We start from the raw sequence: 17502 nt of genomic DNA, 5'->3' as shown, positions 1-17502 counted from the left end.
CGTTACCGCATCCCCTCCCGGCGGATGGCTGTGGCGATGGCTGCCGCCCGGGTCTCCACCCCGAGCTTGGCGTAGATGTGGGCCAGGTGTGTCTTGACGGTGGCTTCGGAGATGAATAGCCGTTTGCCGAGGTCCCGATTGCTGAGTCCCTGGGTCAGGAGGCTGAGCAGTTCCGCCTCCCGGGGAGTGAGCACTTCGTCGGGGTTCCGCATGTGCTGGAACAGCCTCGAGGCCACCGGGGCGCTCATGACGCTCTTGCCCTGCACGGCACCACGGACGGCCGCGAAGATTTCCTCCGGCGCGGCGTCCTTGAGCAGGTAGCCCATGGCGCCGGCATCCACGGCCCGGACGATGTCGGCGTCGGAGTCGTAGGTGGTGAAGACGATCACCGCCTGCTTGGGGTTGCGTTGCCGCAGCTCTTTGATGGCCTCGATGCCGTCCATCCCGGCGCCCATTGACAGATCCATCAGCACCACGGCGGGCGAATGTTCCTGGACAGCTTCCAGCGCTTCCTCACCCGAGGAAACGTCCCCGACGACGGCGATGTCGGCCTGGGTGCCCAGGAGCGCCTTGAGCCCGCTGCGGACTACGGTGTGGTCGTCCACAAGCAGCACCGAAATGGTGGTCACATGCCCTCCCTTGACGGCCCGGTCCGAGGGCCGAGCGGAAGCTGCGCCGCGATAATCGTCCCTTCACCCGGTGAGCTCTCCACTGACAATTCTCCACCCAGCTGTTCCACCCGCTGCCGCATTGCCCGCAGGCCGTACCCTCCGGTTGCCGATGGTAAAGGTACCGCTCCGGGATCGAAGCCGCGGCCGTCGTCGTACACGTCCAGGGTGACCGCCTCCGGGAGGTACCCCAGTGTCACGCTGGCGTGGGCCGCGTGCGCGTGGAGCTTGATGTTGGCGGCTGCGCTCTGGGTCACGCGCAGCAAGGCATGGCGGACCTCGACGGGGATGGGGCGGGCTTGGCCGGTGACGTGGACGTCGATGGTGTCCACATACTGCCGCGCGGCGTGCTGTAAAGCCTCCGGAAGGGGCCCCGATTCCAAGCCGGGCGCGGAAAGTTCGTGCACCAGGCTACGGGTGTCGGCGAGGTTCCGTCTCAGCAGTTCGGACGCCTTGGCTACGTCCCGTTGGGCTGAACCGTCGGGCCACGAACGCTGCGCGGCCTCCAGGAGGAGCAGGCTGCTGGCGAGGCCCTGGGTGACGGTGTCGTGGATTTCCCGGGAGACGCGCTCGCGTTCGGTGGCGATGCCCGCTTCCCGTTCGGTGGCGGCCAGCTGCTCCTGGTCGCGCTCGATCTTGTCGTAGATCAGGGTGAGGAGGGCACCGGCGGCCAGGGGGCCGAGCAGCATGGCCACGTCCGTCCAGCCGCTCATCCGGAACAGCCCGACGGCGGTGGCCGCTGCGGTCACGCCGCTGGCCGCGTAGCCCGCCCAGCCGCGGAAAGCCCTGCGCGCCAGGAAGAAGATGGCGAAGGAGCACCAAGCGAAGCTCGGGGCAACGATGACCAGGGTAGACCATGCCGCCACCAAGGCGATCATCCATGGAATCCACTGGTTCCGGCGTTGCCTCCGGGGCCTGTGCCGGGGGTGTGCAAGAGCGGCCGTCACGGCGTAGAGTGCGCAGACTGCTGCGGCCAGGGCCACGGTCCACAGGTTGTCGGCGGGGGAGTGGCGCATGATGTACCGCACGCCCGAAGCGACCATGAGCACCGCGAAACCGAGGTGCACCACCACATCGATGCGGCCGTCCTGCTGGCCGTTGGCCGGCGGCCTGGTGCCTGGTGTCATGGATGTCCCGTTCGGTTGATGGCGCTCTTTCCATGCTAGGTCCCGGGCTGCTGCAGGTCTCTCCACCTTTTGGCTGATACCGACGGCGGAAAGGCTGAGGCAGGGGACTGCGTTGGGCCGATGTGGATTGTTGGGGCCCGCGGAAGCATGGAGTTGTACCCAATAGCCTTCCTAGGAGAACCCATGAAGAAGCCCAACAAGATGCTTGCCGCCGCTGCTGCCGGAGCACTGTTGCTCACCGGCGGGGTCACGGCCGTCGCCAATGCCGTTGCCCCCTCGGCTGCCCCCGAGGCTGCTGCTCCCGTTAAGGTTGCCGCCGACGTCCAGCCGGCACCGGAGAACGTCGTAGCCCAGAACCGCATCACCGTTGGCGCGTCCAGCAAGGCCGTCAACGCCGCGCTCGCCAAGTGCCAGGCTGACAAGCTGCCGTTCGTGACGGTTGCCCTGGTTGACCGTTTCGGCACTGTCCAAGCGATCCTCCGCGGCGACAACGCTGCCGAGCACACCATCGAAGCCGCCAAGCAGAAGGCCTACACCGCAGCGGCCTTCGGTGCACCCACCAGCGAGCTGGCCAAGCGCATCAACGGCAACGGCCCCTCCATTGCCGACCTCCCCGGTACCCTCTTCCTCTCCGGTGGCGTGCCGCTGAAGGTGAACGGAGTATCGGTAGCGGGTATCGGCGTCGGCGGCGCTCCTGACGGTGCCCTCGACGAAGCCTGCGCGACCGCCGGAGCCGACGCCCTGGCAGCGGCGAAGTAACCATGCCCCCTCTTGGAGTTTTTGTACAGATAATGCCCTTTAGAAGGCGTTTTAGGAGCGTTATGTGTACAAAAACTGCGGCTTTGGTGGTGTTGCTGGGGTTGCTGGCGGGATGTTCGACGGCGGCCACGTCGCCTACCAGCGCGGCCACGACTCCCGAAGCCCCCAGCTCAACCGCAGCCTCGGACGCAACACCCGGCCCGGCGTCGTCGTCCCCTGCCGTGGTGGCCCCAACCCCACTGTCACCGGAGGCGCAAATGGAAACCGACCGGCTCCTGATCCTCGCCGCGAAAGCCAACGATCCCGCCCGGGTCCGCGAGCTGATCGCGGCGGGCGGGAACGTGAACGCGAAAGACGCCATCCAGGATTCCGCGTTCCTCTATGCAGGGGCCGAAGGATTCAACGAGGTCCTGCAGCTGACGTTGGACGCCGGGGCAGATGTCCGCAGCATCAACAGGTACGGCGGCACAGCCCTGATCCCGGCCAGCGAGCACGGGCACACGGACACGGTGCGGATCCTGATTGCCGCCGGTGTGCCCGTGGACCACGTGAACAATCTGGGCTGGACCGCGATGCAGGAAGCGATCCTCCTCAACAACGGCGGCCCGAACCAACAGGACGTGGTGCGGCAATTGCTCGCGGCCGGGGCTGATCCGGACATCCGTGACCCCGAAGGCAGGACCGCGCTGCAGAACGCGGAGCGGCTCGGATTCACGGAGATCGTGGCGTTGATCCGGAACCGCTAAGCCCAGCCCGCCCAACCAGGTGACAGCACTTGTTCCATTGGACGCCCAGTAGAACGTTTGCTGTTACCTAGTTGGGTTCCTAGAGGGCTTCGAGGATGCTCACGTAATTCGCGATGCCCACGCCGCCCATGTTTTGGACGGCTCCGCGCCGGGCATTCGGGAGCTGCATGTCCCCGGCGGTGCCACTGAGTTGCATTGCCGCGATCACGTGCTGCGAAACTCCCGTGGCGCCGACCGGGTGGCCCTTCGCCTTCAGGCCGCCGGACACGTTGACCGGCAGCTTCCCGTCCTTATACACCCAGCCCTCCTTGATGGCCTGTGCGCCTTCGCCGCGGGGGACCAGGCCCATGGCCTCGTACATGATGAGTTCGGCGATGGTGAAGCAGTCGTGCACCTCCGCGAAGTCCAGCCCGCTTACCCCCACGCCCGCCATGCCGAACGCCCGCTCCCACGAAGCCCGGGTTGCTGCGAATTCGGTGGGATCGCGCTTTTCGGCCGGGAAGAAGTCGTTCGCGTGGCCGAAACCGGCGAGGCGCACGGCGTCGGTTGCGCCGTTGCTCGCCTGGGTGGAGAGCACGACGGCGGCAGCCCCGTCCGAGACCGGCGAACAGTCAGTGCGGCGCAAGGGTTCGGCCACCATGGGGTTCTTGTCCGAAATGGTGCGGCAGAACTCAATACCGAAGTCGCGGTGCATCTGGGCATAGGGGTTATCCATGCCGTTGCGGTGGTTCTTGGCCGAAATGGAGCCAAGGACATCGCCGAGGCCCGCTTCGAATCCCGGGCCGCTGATCGACGAGCCGTAGCGCTTGTCGTAGTGCTGGGCTACCTCCGCGAACAAGCCCGTGAAGCCGGTGGTCGAGGGCTTGCCCGCCATCTCATAGGACGCGCCAAGGAGGGCCGCCCCCACGACGTCGGCACCGGCGTCGGTCATCTTTTCTGCCCCGATGACCAGGACATTCCGTGCCGTGCCTGCGAGGAGTGCTTTCACTCCCTGCTGGAATGCCGCAGAACCTGAAGCGCAGGCATTCTCGGTGCGGGTGGCCGGAACGTTGGCCAGATCCGCCGAGAGCTGCAGCGCCAGCGAAGACGTGAAACCCAGGGGCTGCATGCCGGAGTTGAACTGGCCAAGGTAGATCTCGTCGATGTCCTTGGGTTCAAGACCTGAGTTTTTGATGGCCTCCCCGGCAACCTGGACGATCAGCGTCTCCAGGGTGTCGTCCGTGAGCTTGCCGAACTTGCTGTGGCCCCAGCCCGTGAGCAGGATGTCCTTACCGAATTGGTCTTTGAGGCTCATGCCGTGGCTCCTTCCAGTGCTGCTGCTTCTGCAGCCGCGCTGTCCTCGAGCGCGACCTCGAAGGCCGCTTCTGTCTTCTCCCTGATCTCCTCCACAGTGACGCCCGGGGCGAGCCGGGTCAGCAGCAGGCGCGTGCCGCCGTCGTGCGTTTCATCTGCCTCGATGTCGAAAACGGCGAGATCCGTGATGATCCGGTCCACGCACTTCAGGCCCGTGAGCGGCAGCGTGCATTCGGTGACGATCTTCGCGGAGCCATCCTTGGCGTTGTGCTCGGTCAGGACCACCACCCGGGGTGTGCCGGCGACGAGGTCCATGGCCCCGCCCATGCCCTTGACCATCTTCCCGGGGATGGTCCAGTTGGCCAGGTCCCCGCTGCCGGAGACCTGCATGGCGCCGAGGATGGCAACCTTCACGTGGCCGCCGCGGATCATGCCGAAGGACGTGGCCGAGTCGAAGATGCTGCCGCCGGGGGTGATGGTGACGGTCTGCTTGCCGGCGTTGATGAGGTCGGCGTCCTCCTCGCCCTCGTAGGGGAACGGGCCCATGCCGAGCAGGCCGTTCTCGCTCTGGAGGACCACCCGCACGCCGTCGGGCAGGTTGTTGGCGACGAGCGTTGGGATGCCGATGCCGAGGTTGACGTAGTCGCCGTCGTTGAGTTCTTCGGCCGCGATGGCAGCCATCTGGTCACGTGTCCATGCCATGGTTGTGCTCCTTGGTTTTTCTTGGGCGGCTGGGTTAGACGGCCGCGGTTTCGAGGCGCTGGCGGACCGTGCGCTGTTCGATGTCCTTGACGCGGTCCGTGGCTTGCACCAGCCGCTGGACGTAGACGCCGGGGGTGACGATGTGGTTCGGGTCCAGCTGGCCGGGCTCCACGATGACCTCGGCCTCGGCGATGGTCACGGTGCCCGCCGTCGCGACCACCGGGTTGAAGTTCCGCGCCGTGTAGCGGTAGACCAGGTTGCCGTCGGTGTCCGCGGTGTGGGCGTGGACCAGTGCGATATCCGCGGTGATGGCGCGCTCGCGGACGTACTTGACGCCGTCGAACTCTTCCAGCGGCTTGCCTTCGGCCACCAAGGTGCCCACGCCGGTGCGGGTGTAGAAGGCGGGGATGCCGGCGCCGCCTGCGCGGAGGCGTTCAGCGAGGGTGCCCTGCGGCGTGAACTCGACCTCCAACTGACCGGCCAGGTACTGCTCGGCGAACAGCCTGTTCTCGCCAACGTACGAGGCAATGACCTTGCGCACCTGACCCGCTTCGATGAGGACGCCCAGGCCCTTGCCGTCGATGCCCATGTTGTTCGAGACGATGGTGAGATCCTTGACGCCCGTCTCGCGGACGGCGTCGATCAGGTCGGCGGGGATGCCGCTGAGGCCAAAACCGCCGACGGCGATGGTCTGGCCGTCTGCCAAAAGGTCATGGAGCGCTTGGGCTGCGCTCGCGTGGAGTTTGGACATGCTGGGCTCCTCATTGAGTTGGTATCCACTTTGTGGACGTAGGTTTGTTCTGCTTTGGAGCCTAGGTTTGCAGCGGTGTAGGCGTCAATGGCCAATGCTGTTGGCTACTCAGGGTATGGACGCTACGCTGTGACTTGTCCATATTGTGGATGAAATCTTTGTAAGGAGTTGTTGTGGCAGTGCAGGGAGCCCAAGTGGTTGGCCGCGTGGCGTTGCTGCTGCGCCTGGTGGGTCGCAAGCCGGAAGGGACCTCGTTGGCTGGCTTGGTGCGGGAATCCGGGTTGACCAGGCCCACGGTTCATCGGCTCCTGAGTTCCCTGGCCGCGGAAGGCCTGCTTGAACACGACTCCGGCACGGGAAAGTGGGTGCTGGGGCCGGAAGTGTTCCTGCTGGGCTCGGTGGCGGCGGCACGTTTTCCCATGGAAGACATAGCCCGCCCCTCCCTTCGACGCTTGGCCGCGGAAACAGGGGAGAGCGCCTTCTTCTCCATCCGCCGCGGAAACGAAACTGTTTGTGTGCTGCGGGAGGAAGGCTCGTTTCCCGTGCGCTCCTTCGTGCTGCATGAAGGGGTGCGGTTTCCTTTGGGGGTAGCCTCTGCCGGGACTGCGATCATGGCGTTCCTGCCGGAGGAGGAGCAGGAGTCGCTGTTGGGGGACTGGGCCACACACGCGGGCGACTTCGCTGCGGGCCATCCCGCCGACGTCGTCAGGGGCAACCTGGAGAAGACCCGGCTGTCCGGGTACTCCGTCAACCCGGGTTTGATCCTGGAGGGCAGTTGGGGGATGGGTGCGGCTGTATTCGACACCCAGGGACGGCCGGCGTGGGCGCTCTCGCTCACGGGAATCGAACCCCGCTTCCGCCCGGACCGCCAGGAGTTCCTCGGCAAGTTGTTGCTCGAGGAAGCGCACCGGATGACGGCCCGTTTGCAGTCCCCCTGACCCAACTGGGTAACAGATAACGTCCCAATGAGGGCTCAGTGGAACGTTTGCTGTTACTCAGTTGGGTGCTTTAGCTGAGGTTCAGGCGCATCAGTACCCGAGGGAATCCGTTGAGCACGGACGTGGTTTCGGCGACCTTGGTGAAGCCCGCTTTCTCAAAGAGCCTTCGCGTTCCGACGTACGCCATGGTCAGGTCGACCTTCCCGCCCTTGTTGTCCACGGGATAGCCCTCAATGGCCGGGGCGCCGTGGCTCCTGGCGAACTCGATGGCGCCTTGCAGGAGTGCGTGCGAGATCCCCTTCCCCCGATGCCCCGGTCGAACCCGGATGCACCACACGGACCAGACATCGGAGTCATCGGCATGCGGAATTTTCCGGTTCGTTGCGAAACTTGTGTCCGCACGCGGGTGGACGGCCGCCCACCCAACTACTTCGTCGCCGTCGTACGCCAAAACACCGGGAGGCGGGTCCTCGGCAACCAACTTCTCGACGTACTTCCCGCGCTCCTGCCGTTGGAGGCTCAGGTTCAGCTTGGACGGAATCCTGTAGCTCAGGCACCAGCACACGTTGGAATCGGGGCGCTTTGGTCCCACCATCGTTTTGACGTCGTCGAACTCTGTCGCGGGCCGGACTTCGATAGCCATCAGCCCATCGTGCCATCGGCGCAGGCGCTCCGCTAGACTGTCCAGCGTGATGACCGGATCGGGCCGCGGCCCTGCACGGATCGGCTACCCGGCCGACCTCTGACGCGCTTCGCGGGTGCTGCACGCGCACCTCCTTGTGGATCGATGTACCCATCGAAAATTCCACCCAACAAAGGAGACATGCATGCCCGCACTTTTCAACCACACCATCATCGCCTCGCGTGACCGCACCGGGTCAGCAGAGTTCTACCGCTCCATCCTCGAAGCCGACGAAGCTCCCTCCTGGGGTCCGTTCACCAACCTTTCATTGGCCGGCGGAGTGATGCTGCAATTTGCCGAACCACCGGTGGAGATCCAGATGCAGCACTACGCCTTCCTGGTGGACGAGGCCCACTTTGACCGGGCCTACCAGCAACTGGTGGATAACGGCGTCGAACATTGGGCCGATCCGCAGATGACCCGGCCAGGTGAGACCAATACGGACCAAGCCGTACTTCTAGAACAACGCGGGGTCACTTATGGCCCGTAAATACGCCCTCAATGGGCCATAAGTGACCCCGCGTTGCTTGGGTTCAAAAAAGTTTTTCAATCCGCACCCATCCACCCCGTCCCATCCTCCGAATAGCTGGTGAGACACAAACCGGAGGTACGGCAAGAGCGGTACTTGCGGCCCGTGTCCCACCACCCGATGGATCCAACGCCCTGGTTCCGAAAACAAGGAGAATGACATGTTGTCCACAAAGCGCCCCGCCCTCGCCTTCGTTGGCCTCACTGCAGCTACCCTTCTCGGGCTCACTGCCTGTGGTGGATCCGGCTCCTCCAGCTCGGCTTCCTCCTCGGCACCCGCTCCGGTGAGCTCCTCCGCGGCTCCGTCATCGATGGCACCGTCGCCGTCCGCTACTTCCTCGGCAAGCACTGCCATGGACCCCGCCCGTGACCTCGTAGGCCCCGGTTGCGCCGGTTACGCCGCCCAAGTTCCCGACGGCGCAGGTTCCGTTACGGGCATGGCGCAGGATCCCGTAGCCGTGGCCGCCTCCAACAACCCGCTGCTCAAGACCCTGACCGCCGCTGTTTCAGGCAAACTCAACCCCAAGGTGGACCTGGTGTCCACCCTCAACGGCAGCGAATTCACAGTATTCGCACCGGTTGACGACGCGTTCGCCAAGATCGACCCCGCCACCATCGAGGCGCTGAAGACCGATGACGCTACGCTCAGCAAGATCCTGACCTACCACGTAGTCCCCGGTCAGATCAGCCCGGACAAGATCGTGGGTACCCACAAGACTGTCCAGGGTGGCGAAGTCACCGTTGCAGGCACGAAGGATGCCCTCACGGTCGACGGCGCCAACGTCATCTGCGGCGGCGTTCACACGGCCAACGCAACGGTATACCTGATCGACTCAGTGCTGATGCCCAAGTAGGCCTTGGCCCAACGAAAAACAGCACAAAAAAGCAGGCGCCGGAATCCCGGCGCCTGCTTTGCTGTTCAGTTGGTGCTAGCTATTCAGCTCGCTGTCGACGTATGAGCCGGGGCGGCTGTGCTCGGAACCGCAGGGGCAGTGGTCAAGCTGGATCCGGACCGTCATGGGTTTGGACGCGTCCAAGGTGAGGGTCACATCGTTTGACTGGCTGCTGAGCCGGACGGTTCCTTCGGTGGTTACGTAGGACATGGGGGACCTGACTGTGTTGGGGGTGAGTGGGCTATTTGTCGGTGGAGCTCAGCGGAGGCTTGCCAACCAGCGGAATGGTTCCCGTGGCCGTTCCGCCCGGACAATCGGATTCGTTGCACTTCTCCGCGCACTCGTGCTTGGTGACGAGGTCGAATTGCACGCCGCCATGTTGTTCCACACCTGTGCGGATGGCACGGTCCACCACGGACGTGGCCAGCCGCCTGTGCAGCGACAACGGATCGCGCCGGAGGTCCTTGGTCAGTGCGAAGCAGAGCAGCAGCATCACGATCACGAACGGCAGCGCCGCCACGATAGTGACTCGTTGCAACCCGGCCAGCGCTTCGGATGGTTCGTCACCACCAGCCAAAAGCATGACGGCGGCGACGGCACCTGTGAGGCTTCCCCAGAAGATGACGACGGCGCGGCGCGGGTGCTCTGCCCCGTTGGAGCTGAGCGATCCCATGACGATGGATGCCGCGTCGGCACCGGTGATGAAGAAGATTGCCACAAGCACCATGGCCAGCACGATGACAGCGGCAGTAGCCCATCCGGGCATGCCCAGGTTCTTGACCAGATCGAAGAGCGCGCCGTCGAAGTTGACGGAAGGTACGCCATTGGTCGTGGTCACCAGGCCGGGGGTGCCTGCCTTGTCAGCTTCCTGCTGGATGTTGAAAGCGGCTCCGCCGAAGATTCCGAACCAGATAACGCTGACGATGCTGGGCACCAGCAGCACGCCGGTGACGAACTGGCGGATGGTGCGGCCGCGGCTGATGCGGGCGATGAAGAGGCCTACGAAGGGCGTCCAGGAGATCCACCAGGCCCAGTAGAAGATGGTCCAACTGGTCATCCAGCTGCGCAACGCCTCGTCGCCCACGGCTTCAGTCCGGGATGACATCTCAGCGAGGTCGCGGGCGTAGTCGCCGATCGCGGAGGGGATCAGGTTGAGGATGAACAGGGTGGGACCTGCAACGAACACGATGAGCGCCAGCACCACGGCCAGCACCATGTTGATGTTGGAGAGCCACTGGATTCCACGGCTGATGCCGGAGACGGCCGATGCCACGAAACAGAAGGTCAGGATAGCCACGATGACCACCAGCACGGGAGTGCCTACCTCACCGAGCCATCCGTTCGACGTCATGCCGCTGCCGATCTGCAGGGCGCCAAGGCCCAGGGAAGCGGCGGTGCCGAAGAGCGTCGCGAAGATGGCCAGGATGTTGATGAACTTGCCAACGGGCCCTTCAACCATCCGGATACCGAACAGGGAAGTGAACGCCGCGGACACCAACTGCTTGCGGCCCAGCCGGTACGTTCCGTACGCCATGGCGATGCCGACCACTGCGTACATGGCCCAGGGGTGGAGGGTCCAGTGGAAGATCGAGGTGGCCATTGCGGTCTGGATGGCGGCCGGTGTGCGGCCGTCAACGGTTCCCGGTGGGGGAGAGATGTAGTGGTAGAGCGGCTCGGCCACTCCGTAGAACATGAGGCCGATGCCCATGCCTGCCGCGAACATCATGGCTACCCAGGAAACAGTGCGGAATTCAGGCTTCTCGCCGTCCTTGCCCAGCGGGATGTTGCCGAATTTGCCCAATGCCAGCCACAGGACGAAGACGACAAACAAGGAGGCGAGGACCATGAACAGCCAGCCTGTGTATTCCATGACCCAGTTCAAGGCGCCTTTGGACGTTTCCGAAAGGCTGTCGCGTCCCACAAAGCCCCAGACCACGAAGGCGACGGCGATGGCGCCCGTGATCCCGAAGGTGACTTTGTCGAGCGTAAGTTTGCGGTTCCGGCGGGCCGTGACGGCCTGCTCGGTCTTGGCGTGGCGCAGTTCCACCAGGATCTGTTCGTATTCTTCAGCATCGGGGAGGGTTCCTGCGCCCCCGTCCTCGTCATTGAGGGCTGTTTGATTGCGTGCATCGGGGGAGGTGTTGATGTTTTCCTCGGAAACCTCCACATGGACGGGGTGGGCTGCTGAACTACCTGCCGGACGATCGTCGGCTGGTAACTCCTCCGGTGTTAAGGATTTTGTGTCACTGTTTGTAGCCATGAGCGGGTCCTTTGCTCGGCGAGTCATGGTTTTTGCTTGATGAATGCCCTAAACGGCCTGCATTCGAAGGGAGATTGGGTCGTTCCGCATGAATCAACAAGATTCGCGCTAAGCAACAGAGTGCGCCGCGTCACACGTCAAAGTCAAGGCTTTTCGGCTCTTTGACGGCAAATTGATATATCAATTGGCCTTGAGGTGGAGCATTGGCTACACCTCGCGGTGCCTGTACCCCATCCGGGCACTGATGGTCAGTCCGGCTTCGCGCAGCCCGTCGATGAGCCCCGGCTGGTCCTCCGGCGAAAAACGGAACGCCGGGCCGGAAATACTCACCGAAGCGATCACGCTGCCTGTGTGGTTGTAGATAGGCACGGCCACCGCCGTGAGTCCTATTTCAAACTCTTCATGGACGATGGCATACCCATTGCGGGCCACCTCCAGCAGCTGCTTTTCCAATTCCCCGCGGTTCGTCACGGTGCGCGGCGTCCGGGCCGGCAGCCCGACCGCTTTGAAGACCTGGGTTCTTTCGTCCGCCGTCAGCGCAGCCAGGAGGACCTTGCCGCTGGAGGTGGCATGCAACGGCGTCAGGCTCCCCACCCAGTCGTAGGTGGCCAGCGTTGAGGGCCCCATGGCTTGGTCGACGTTGACCGCGTAATTGGACCTCAGAACGGCAAGGTTGACCGTTTCCTTGTAGTCGTGGGCAAGGGCTTCCAGGACTTCCCGGGCCTCGTGCACCACGCTGAGCCTGCCGGGTATGGAGGACGCCAGCCGGAGGATGCCGAAACCCAGCTGGTACTTGCCGCGCTCACTGTTCTGCCGGACCATATCCCGGCTAACCAGGGATCCGACCAGCCGGGACACGGTGGATTTGTGGACGCCCATCTCCTCGGCGATTTCGCTGACTCCGGCATCGCCTTCACGGGCCAGGATCTCGAGGATCTGCAGGGCGCGGTCCACCGACTGGACGCCTCCGCCCTGGGAATCCGCGTCCAAGTCCGGGTTGCTGCGTGCGGCCATGGTGCCTCGTGTGTCGTTATCCAGGCAGGCAGCCCCGGGCTTCATAGCCCTGAGCGGCCTGCGCCCTCGTCCTCCCTCATCCTAGACGGAGTTCTCCGGACTTCCCGGGGGTTGTCCACGGCAGGGGCAGGACGGGAACGGGCTCGCCGGCTGCTGCTCCTTCCGGCGGCACTGCCATGTACCCGTCGGCCCACGCGAGCCCGCGCATCATCCCTGGACCCGTGTGGGAGGCGGGGAACACGAGGCCGTGGACAATGCTGCAGGGCAAGAGGCGCGTCTTTCCGGGGCAGGGCTCGACGTCCGCGCCGGAGAGCAGGGGCGTGGCTTCCCGGAAAGGCCGGTTTCCCAGGGCCGCGAGCAGCGGCTCCCCCAGGGTCATGAGTGACAACATGGCCGCCAGCGGATTCCCCGGCAGCCCGAGGATGAAGCGGCCATCGGGAAGTTCGGCCATCACAGCAGGGTGGCCCGGACGCATGGCAACGCCGTCCAGCAGGAGCCGCCCGCCGAGGGCTTCGATGGCCGCACGGAAGTGGTCCGTTCCGGATTTGCCGGTCCCGCCGGTGGTGATGGTGACCTCGGGCCGCTGGCCGGCACCGGCGCCAGCCAGCGCGGTGAGCCATTCTTCGTACGAGTCGCCGATCCGCGTCTGCCCCAGAGGAACCCCTCCGAGCTGCGGGATTACCGCAGCGAGCTGAGGCCCGAAAGCGTCGCGCACCTGTCCGGGCGCCGGCTCACCGGAAGTGATGACTTCCGAACCAGTCAGTACGACGGCGACCCCCGGCTTGCGCTGCACCTGCAGGTGGTCGTGTCCCGCCACTGCGGCCAGGGCAAGGTGTGCCGGGTTGAGTACCGTTCCGGCGGGTATGAGGGTGTCCCCGGCCGTGGCTTCTTCGCCGGCCGGACGGATGTGCCGCCCGGGAAGTGTCTCGCCCGGTTTAGCGTCGGGCAGAAGGGCGAGAAGTCCGTCGTCGTCCATCCGTCCGCTTTCCTTGCGGAGAACACTGGTGGCGCCAGCCGGAATCAGGCCGCCGGTGGCGATGACACTGGCCTCGCCCGCAGACAGGGGACGCCCGGCACCGACGATTGCCCACGGTCCCGCGCCGTTGATGGCCCAGCCGTCCATGGCCGAGGACGCGTAGTGGGGGAGGTCCTGGCGTGCAACGACATCGTGGGCCACGGTACAGCCGACGGCGAGGTCCAGGCTTGTGGTCGCGGAAGGCAGCGGAACAGCGCAACGGTAGGCCAGCTGACGTGCTTCTTCCCACGAGGTTGCATGGCTCCGCCGGACCGGTAACTCCTTGTGTGCAAGCATGGGTGTCCGCTTCCTGGGTGGTGCTTTTGTGATGGGGCACAGATGCCGGGGACTGCACGGCCTTCCCGTAATGCTGCCGCGCCGTCCCCGGCATCTGTTGGGTACGTACTTAACCCGGTGTAACTAGTTTTTCACGTAGCCGTTGGGGTTCAGTACGAACTTTGTTGCCGCGCCGGCGTCGAACTCCGCGTAACCGCGGGGTGCGTCCTCAAGCGGGATGGCTGTGGCGTTGACTGCCTTGGCGATCTGGACCTTGTCGTGGAGGATCGCCATCATGAGCTGGCGGTTGTACTTCATGACCGGGCATTGTCCGGTGGTGAAGGACAAGGACTTGGCCCAGCCGGTGCCCAGGGACAGCGAGAGGGATCCGTGCTTGGCGGCTTCGTCGATTCCGCCCGGATCGCCGGTGACGTAGAGGCCGGGGATGCCCAGGGCGCCACCGGCTGCAGTGATGTCCATCAGGGAGTTCAGCACGGTGGCCGGGGCTTCGTGGGAGGCGTCCTTGCCGTGTCCGCGGGCCTCGAAGCCCACGGCGTCAACGCCGCAGTCCACTTCGGGCACGCCGAGGAGCTGCTCGATCTGGTCCTTCGGATCGCCCTTGGACACGTTGACGGTTTCGCAACCGAAGGACCTGGCCTGGGCCAAGCGGTCTTCGTTCATGTCGCCCACAATCACGACGGCGGCCCCCAACAGTTGGGCCCCGACGGCGGCGGCGATACCAACGGGACCGGCTCCGGCCACGTACACGGTGGAACCGACTCCGACGCCGGCAGTGACAGCGCCGTGGAAGCCGGTGGGGAAGATGTCCGAGAGCATGGTCAGGTCCATGATCTTCTCAAGGGCCTGGTCGCGGTCCGGGAAGCGCAGGAGGTTCCAGTCAGCGTAGGGGACCAGGACGTACTCTGCCTGGCCGCCTACCCAGCCGCCCATGTCCACGTAGCCGTAGGCACTTCCGGGACGGTCGGGGTTGACGTTGAGGCAGATGCCGGTCTTCTGCTCCTTGCAGTTCCGGCAGCGGCCACAGGAGATGTTGAACGGCACCGAGACGATGTCACCTACTTTGATGAATTCGACGTCGGGTCCCACCTCCACTACTTCGCCGGTGATTTCGTGGCCGAGGAGCAGGTTCTTCGGCGCGGTGGTGCGTCCGCGGACCATGTGCTGGTCCGAACCGCAGATGTTGGTGGTGACTGTCCGCAGGATGACACCGTGCGGGACTTTCCTGCCGACGTTGGCCGGGTTGACGCCGGGCCCATCCTTGAGCTCAAACGTTGGGTAGTCGGTGTCGATGATCTCAACGACGCCGGGTTCCTTGTAGGCGACTGCTCTGTTTCCTGACATGGTTACTCCCTGTTCCTTGCTGTTGTTGAACTGCCCGTCCAACGGTCCGAGAGCGGTGCTTCGGTGAGAAATACCTCCCCAGGTTTCAGGACACCGAAGCACCATTCACGGACCGTTGAACGATTGGTCATGCGGACAAATGGACGTTTTCTATAGCATTCAGGCCCTCTCCAGCCGGATGATCACGGATTTCGAGGTAGGCGTGCCGCTGGTGTCAGCGACAGAATCCAGGGGCACCAGGACGTTGGTTTCGGGGTAGTACGCAGCGGCGCAGCCCTTCGGCGTCGAGTACGAGACGATGCGGAAGTCCTCGGCCCGGCGATCGATCCCCTGGAATTCGGAGATCAGATGGACCATGTCTCCATCGGCAAACCCGAGTTCATTGATGTCCTCGGCGTTGATGAGCACCACGCGCCGGCCACCGTGGATGCCCCGGTAGCGGTCGTCCTTGCCGTAGATGGTGGTGTTGTACTGGTCGTGGGAGCGCAGGGTCTGAAGGACCAGCCTGCCGGCCGGGACCTTGATGTACTCAAGCTCATTGCCGGTGAAGTGGGCCTTCCCGGAGGCAGTGTGGAACTTCCTGGCGTCGCGCGGCGGGTGTGGCAACACGAAGCCACCGGGGTGCTGGATCCGGGCTTCGAAATCTTCGAATCCATCAAACACAGCCTCGATGTGCTTCCTGATGAGCGTGTAGTCGTCCCTCATGGCCAACCAGGAGGCTTTGGGGGTGTTGGGCAGGCGACGGTGGCCGTCTGTGAACAACTTGTCGGCGAGGTTGCAGACGATCGCGACTTCAGAGTGGAGGTGCTCACTGGCGGGCTTGAGCCTGCCGCGGGAAGAGTGCACCGCACTCATGGAGTCCTCAACGGTGACCCGCTGGTCGCCCGTGCGCTGGGTGTCTTTCTCGGTTCGGCCGAGGGTCGGCAGGATCAACGCGCGACGGCCCGTGGACAGGTGTGAGTGGTTGAGCTTGGTGGATATCTGCACCGTCAACCGGGTGTTTGCAAGGGCCTGCTCCGTGACCTCCGAATCGGGGGCAGCCCGGACGAAGTTGCCGCCCATCCCCATGAAGAAGCGGACTTGTCCGTCCCGCATCGCACGGATGGCGGCCACGGTGTCAAAGCCGTGCTCCCGGGGTGAGCGGAACTCGAATTCCTGGTCCAGGCGGTCATGGAAGGTCTCCGGCATCTTCTCGAAGATGCCCATGGTGCGGTCGCCCTGGACGTTGGAGTGCCCACGCACGGGGCACACGCCGGCGCCGGGCTTGCCGATGTTTCCTTGGAGCAGCAGCACGTTCACAACGTCCCTGAGCGTGGGAACGGAGTGCTTGTGCTGGGTCAGTCCCATGGCCCAGCAAACGATCGTGGCATTGGAGGCGAGCAGCCGCTCGCCGGTCGCGTGGAGCTGCTCGAGTGTAAGTCCGGTGGCTTCGACGATGTCGTCCCACTCCACCTTCTCCAGGTAGCGCAGGTATTCATCGATGCCAACTGTGTGGTCATTGATGAAGGCGTGGTCCAGCACGGTCTCCAGGCCGGGAGTTGCCCGGCCTTCCGCCTCAGCTTCCAGAAGGTATTTGCCCAGGCCTTGGAAGAGGGCTTGGTCGCCGCCGGCGCGGATCTGGAGGAAGTCGTCGGTGAGCTGGGTTCCCACCACCATGCCGGCCACGTGTTGCGGATTCTCAAAGTGAAGGAGCCCGGCCTCGGGAAGCGGGTTGACGGAGACAATGACCGCCCCGTTTTTCTTGGCCTTTTCCAGCGCGCTGAGCATGCGGGGGTGGTTGGTGCCGGGGTTCTGTCCTGCCACAAAGATCAACGACGCCGTCTCGAGGTCGGTCAGGCTGACGGAGCCTTTTCCGATCCCGATGGTCTCCACCAAGGCGGAGCCGGAGGACTCATGACACATGTTGGAGCAGTCCGGCAGGTTGTTCGTGCCGAGGCCACGGACCAGGAGTTGGTAGACAAACGCGGCCTCGTTGGAGGTCCGGCCCGAGGTATAGAAGACGGCCTGGTCAGGACTGTCCAGGCTGCGCAGTTCCTCAGCCATCAGCTCGTAGACGTCGTCCCAACTGATGGGCTTGTAGTGGGTGGCGCCCTCTTCCAACACCATGGGGTGGGTCAGGCGGCCCTGCTGGCCCAGCCAGTAGTCATCGCGGGTTTTCAGTTCTTCCACTGAGTACTTTGCGAAGAACTCCGGCGTGACCCGGCGTCGGGTAGCCTCCTCAGCCACTGCCTTGGCACCGTTCTCGCAGAACTCCGCGGCGTTGCGCTTTTCATGCTCGGGCCAGGCGCAGCCCATGCAGTCGAACCCGTCCAGCTGGTTCACTGCCAGCAGGGTCTGGACGCTGCGCACCGGACCCATCTGTTCCAGGGAGATCTTCAGCGCGTTCGCAACAGCCGGGATGCCCACGGCCTTGGTCTTGGGTTTGGTGACGGTCAGCTTTGACTCGTCGATGTTTCCGTCGGGGGCTTTCGTAGCCATGCGGTTTCCC

The 17502-nt window shown here is 64.3% G+C and carries 17 protein-coding genes; 5 read left to right on the top strand and 12 right to left on the bottom strand.

The features are described 5' to 3' along the window. Positions 1–2: 2 nt before the first annotated feature. Together ACFUOZ_RS13000 and ACFUOZ_RS12995 are read right to left on the bottom strand one after the other, a co-directional pair. The gene (locus ACFUOZ_RS13000; protein WP_262277041.1) at positions 3–629 is read right to left on the bottom strand and encodes a response regulator transcription factor; all 627 of its coding nucleotides are present in this window, start codon (positions 627–629) and stop codon (positions 3–5) included. After that, entirely contained in the window at positions 626–1795 is a 1170-nt protein-coding gene (locus ACFUOZ_RS12995; RefSeq protein WP_377548692.1) for a sensor histidine kinase, read from the bottom strand. The genes ACFUOZ_RS13000 and ACFUOZ_RS12995 overlap by 4 nt, the downstream gene beginning before the upstream one ends. 183 nt (positions 1796–1978) lie before the next feature. On the opposite strand from ACFUOZ_RS12995, the gene ACFUOZ_RS12990 reads away from it, so the two are divergent. After that, the gene (locus ACFUOZ_RS12990; protein ID WP_377548689.1) at positions 1979–2554 is read left to right on the top strand and encodes a heme-binding protein; all 576 of its coding nucleotides are present in this window, start codon (positions 1979–1981) and stop codon (positions 2552–2554) included. A 62-nt stretch (positions 2555–2616) separates the two neighbouring features. Further along, on the top strand, positions 2617–3300 hold the full coding sequence (locus ACFUOZ_RS12985) for an ankyrin repeat domain-containing protein (RefSeq protein ID WP_377548686.1): 684 nt from the start codon (positions 2617–2619) through the stop codon (positions 3298–3300). Between the two features lie 79 nt (positions 3301–3379). On the opposite strand, the gene ACFUOZ_RS12980 is transcribed toward ACFUOZ_RS12985, so the two are convergent. Genes ACFUOZ_RS12980 through ACFUOZ_RS12970 form a run of 3 tightly spaced genes read right to left on the bottom strand, consistent with a single transcriptional unit; the run spans position 3380 to position 6046 of the window. Next, entirely contained in the window at positions 3380–4594 is a 1215-nt protein-coding gene (locus ACFUOZ_RS12980) for an acetyl-CoA acetyltransferase (protein WP_377548683.1), read from the bottom strand. After that, entirely contained in the window at positions 4591–5295 is a 705-nt protein-coding gene (locus ACFUOZ_RS12975) for a CoA transferase subunit B (RefSeq protein WP_377548680.1), read from the bottom strand. The genes ACFUOZ_RS12980 and ACFUOZ_RS12975 overlap by 4 nt, the downstream gene beginning before the upstream one ends. A 34-nt stretch (positions 5296–5329) precedes the next feature. After that, the gene (locus ACFUOZ_RS12970) at positions 5330–6046 is read right to left on the bottom strand and encodes a CoA transferase subunit A (RefSeq protein ID WP_377548677.1); all 717 of its coding nucleotides are present in this window, start codon (positions 6044–6046) and stop codon (positions 5330–5332) included. 173 nt (positions 6047–6219) lie between these two features. Between ACFUOZ_RS12970 and ACFUOZ_RS12965 the strand changes: the two genes are divergently transcribed. Then, positions 6220–6984 (top strand): IclR family transcriptional regulator, encoded by a 765-nt coding sequence (locus tag ACFUOZ_RS12965; protein WP_377548674.1) that lies wholly within the window; start codon positions 6220–6222, stop codon positions 6982–6984. Positions 6985–7054: 70 nt separating this feature from the next. Here the strand turns inward: ACFUOZ_RS12965 and ACFUOZ_RS12960 are convergent, their stop codons facing one another. Next, the gene (locus tag ACFUOZ_RS12960) at positions 7055–7627 is read right to left on the bottom strand and encodes a GNAT family N-acetyltransferase (RefSeq protein ID WP_377548672.1); all 573 of its coding nucleotides are present in this window, start codon (positions 7625–7627) and stop codon (positions 7055–7057) included. 184 nt (positions 7628–7811) lie between these two features. Here ACFUOZ_RS12960 and ACFUOZ_RS12955 point away from each other — a divergent pair, with 184 nt between their 5' ends. Next, a complete protein-coding gene (locus tag ACFUOZ_RS12955) occupies positions 7812–8156 on the top strand; it encodes a VOC family protein (RefSeq protein ID WP_377548670.1) in 345 nt (114 codons plus the stop codon). Positions 8157–8355: 199 nt separating this feature from the next. Further along, entirely contained in the window at positions 8356–9048 is a 693-nt protein-coding gene (locus ACFUOZ_RS12950; protein WP_377548668.1) for a fasciclin domain-containing protein, read from the top strand. Positions 9049–9123: 75 nt separating this feature from the next. Here the strand turns inward: ACFUOZ_RS12950 and ACFUOZ_RS12945 are convergent, their stop codons facing one another. From ACFUOZ_RS12945 to ACFUOZ_RS12920, 6 genes are all read right to left on the bottom strand, one after another. Next, positions 9124–9297, bottom strand: a complete 174-nt coding sequence (locus ACFUOZ_RS12945) for a hypothetical protein (protein ID WP_186313620.1) — start codon at positions 9295–9297, stop codon at positions 9124–9126. Positions 9298–9328: 31 nt separating this feature from the next. Further along, complete coding sequence (locus ACFUOZ_RS12940; protein ID WP_377548666.1) at positions 9329–11347, bottom strand: BCCT family transporter; 2019 nt, start codon at positions 11345–11347, stop codon at positions 9329–9331. A gap of 207 nt (positions 11348–11554) precedes the next feature. Next, complete coding sequence (locus ACFUOZ_RS12935; RefSeq protein WP_377548664.1) at positions 11555–12361, bottom strand: IclR family transcriptional regulator; 807 nt, start codon at positions 12359–12361, stop codon at positions 11555–11557. 76 nt (positions 12362–12437) lie between these two features. After that, positions 12438–13673: a molybdopterin molybdotransferase MoeA gene (locus ACFUOZ_RS12930; RefSeq protein ID WP_377548662.1), complete on the bottom strand. Its 1236-nt coding sequence runs from the start codon at positions 13671–13673 to the stop codon at positions 12438–12440. Positions 13674–13796: 123 nt separating this feature from the next. Continuing rightward, entirely contained in the window at positions 13797–15014 is a 1218-nt protein-coding gene (gene fdhA / locus ACFUOZ_RS12925; RefSeq protein WP_377548660.1) for a formaldehyde dehydrogenase, glutathione-independent, read from the bottom strand. A gap of 159 nt (positions 15015–15173) precedes the next feature. Continuing rightward, positions 15174–17492 (bottom strand): FdhF/YdeP family oxidoreductase, encoded by a 2319-nt coding sequence (locus ACFUOZ_RS12920; protein WP_377548658.1) that lies wholly within the window; start codon positions 17490–17492, stop codon positions 15174–15176. Positions 17493–17502 lie beyond the last annotated feature (10 nt).

The organism is Paenarthrobacter sp. NPDC057355, assembly GCF_042667405.1.
In the GTDB taxonomy this organism is placed as follows: Bacteria; Actinomycetota; Actinomycetes; order Actinomycetales; family Micrococcaceae; genus Arthrobacter.
Note: the sequence above shows the minus strand (reverse complement) of the source record. Positions and strands in the feature narration are given on the sequence as shown.

Coding starts and splice junctions, on each gene's coding strand:
- ACFUOZ_RS12995 (WP_377548692.1), bottom strand. CDS start 1,795: ATGACACCAGGCACCAGGCCGCCGGCCAACGGCCAGCAGGACGGCCGC.
- ACFUOZ_RS12990 (WP_377548689.1), top strand. CDS start 1,979: ATGAAGAAGCCCAACAAGATGCTTGCCGCCGCTGCTGCCGGAGCACTG.
- ACFUOZ_RS12985 (WP_377548686.1), top strand. CDS start 2,617: ATGTGTACAAAAACTGCGGCTTTGGTGGTGTTGCTGGGGTTGCTGGCG.
- ACFUOZ_RS12980 (WP_377548683.1), bottom strand. CDS start 4,594: ATGAGCCTCAAAGACCAATTCGGTAAGGACATCCTGCTCACGGGCTGG.
- ACFUOZ_RS12975 (WP_377548680.1), bottom strand. CDS start 5,295: ATGGCATGGACACGTGACCAGATGGCTGCCATCGCGGCCGAAGAACTC.
- ACFUOZ_RS12970 (WP_377548677.1), bottom strand. CDS start 6,046: ATGTCCAAACTCCACGCGAGCGCAGCCCAAGCGCTCCATGACCTTTTG.
- ACFUOZ_RS12960 (WP_377548672.1), bottom strand. CDS start 7,627: ATGGCTATCGAAGTCCGGCCCGCGACAGAGTTCGACGACGTCAAAACG.
- ACFUOZ_RS12955 (WP_377548670.1), top strand. CDS start 7,812: ATGCCCGCACTTTTCAACCACACCATCATCGCCTCGCGTGACCGCACC.
- ACFUOZ_RS12950 (WP_377548668.1), top strand. CDS start 8,356: ATGTTGTCCACAAAGCGCCCCGCCCTCGCCTTCGTTGGCCTCACTGCA.
- ACFUOZ_RS12945 (WP_186313620.1), bottom strand. CDS start 9,297: ATGTCCTACGTAACCACCGAAGGAACCGTCCGGCTCAGCAGCCAGTCA.
- ACFUOZ_RS12940 (WP_377548666.1), bottom strand. CDS start 11,347: ATGGCTACAAACAGTGACACAAAATCCTTAACACCGGAGGAGTTACCA.
- ACFUOZ_RS12935 (WP_377548664.1), bottom strand. CDS start 12,361: ATGGCCGCACGCAGCAACCCGGACTTGGACGCGGATTCCCAGGGCGGA.
- ACFUOZ_RS12930 (WP_377548662.1), bottom strand. CDS start 13,673: ATGCTTGCACACAAGGAGTTACCGGTCCGGCGGAGCCATGCAACCTCG.
- fdhA (WP_377548660.1), bottom strand. CDS start 15,014: ATGTCAGGAAACAGAGCAGTCGCCTACAAGGAACCCGGCGTCGTTGAG.
- ACFUOZ_RS12920 (WP_377548658.1), bottom strand. CDS start 17,492: ATGGCTACGAAAGCCCCCGACGGAAACATCGACGAGTCAAAGCTGACC.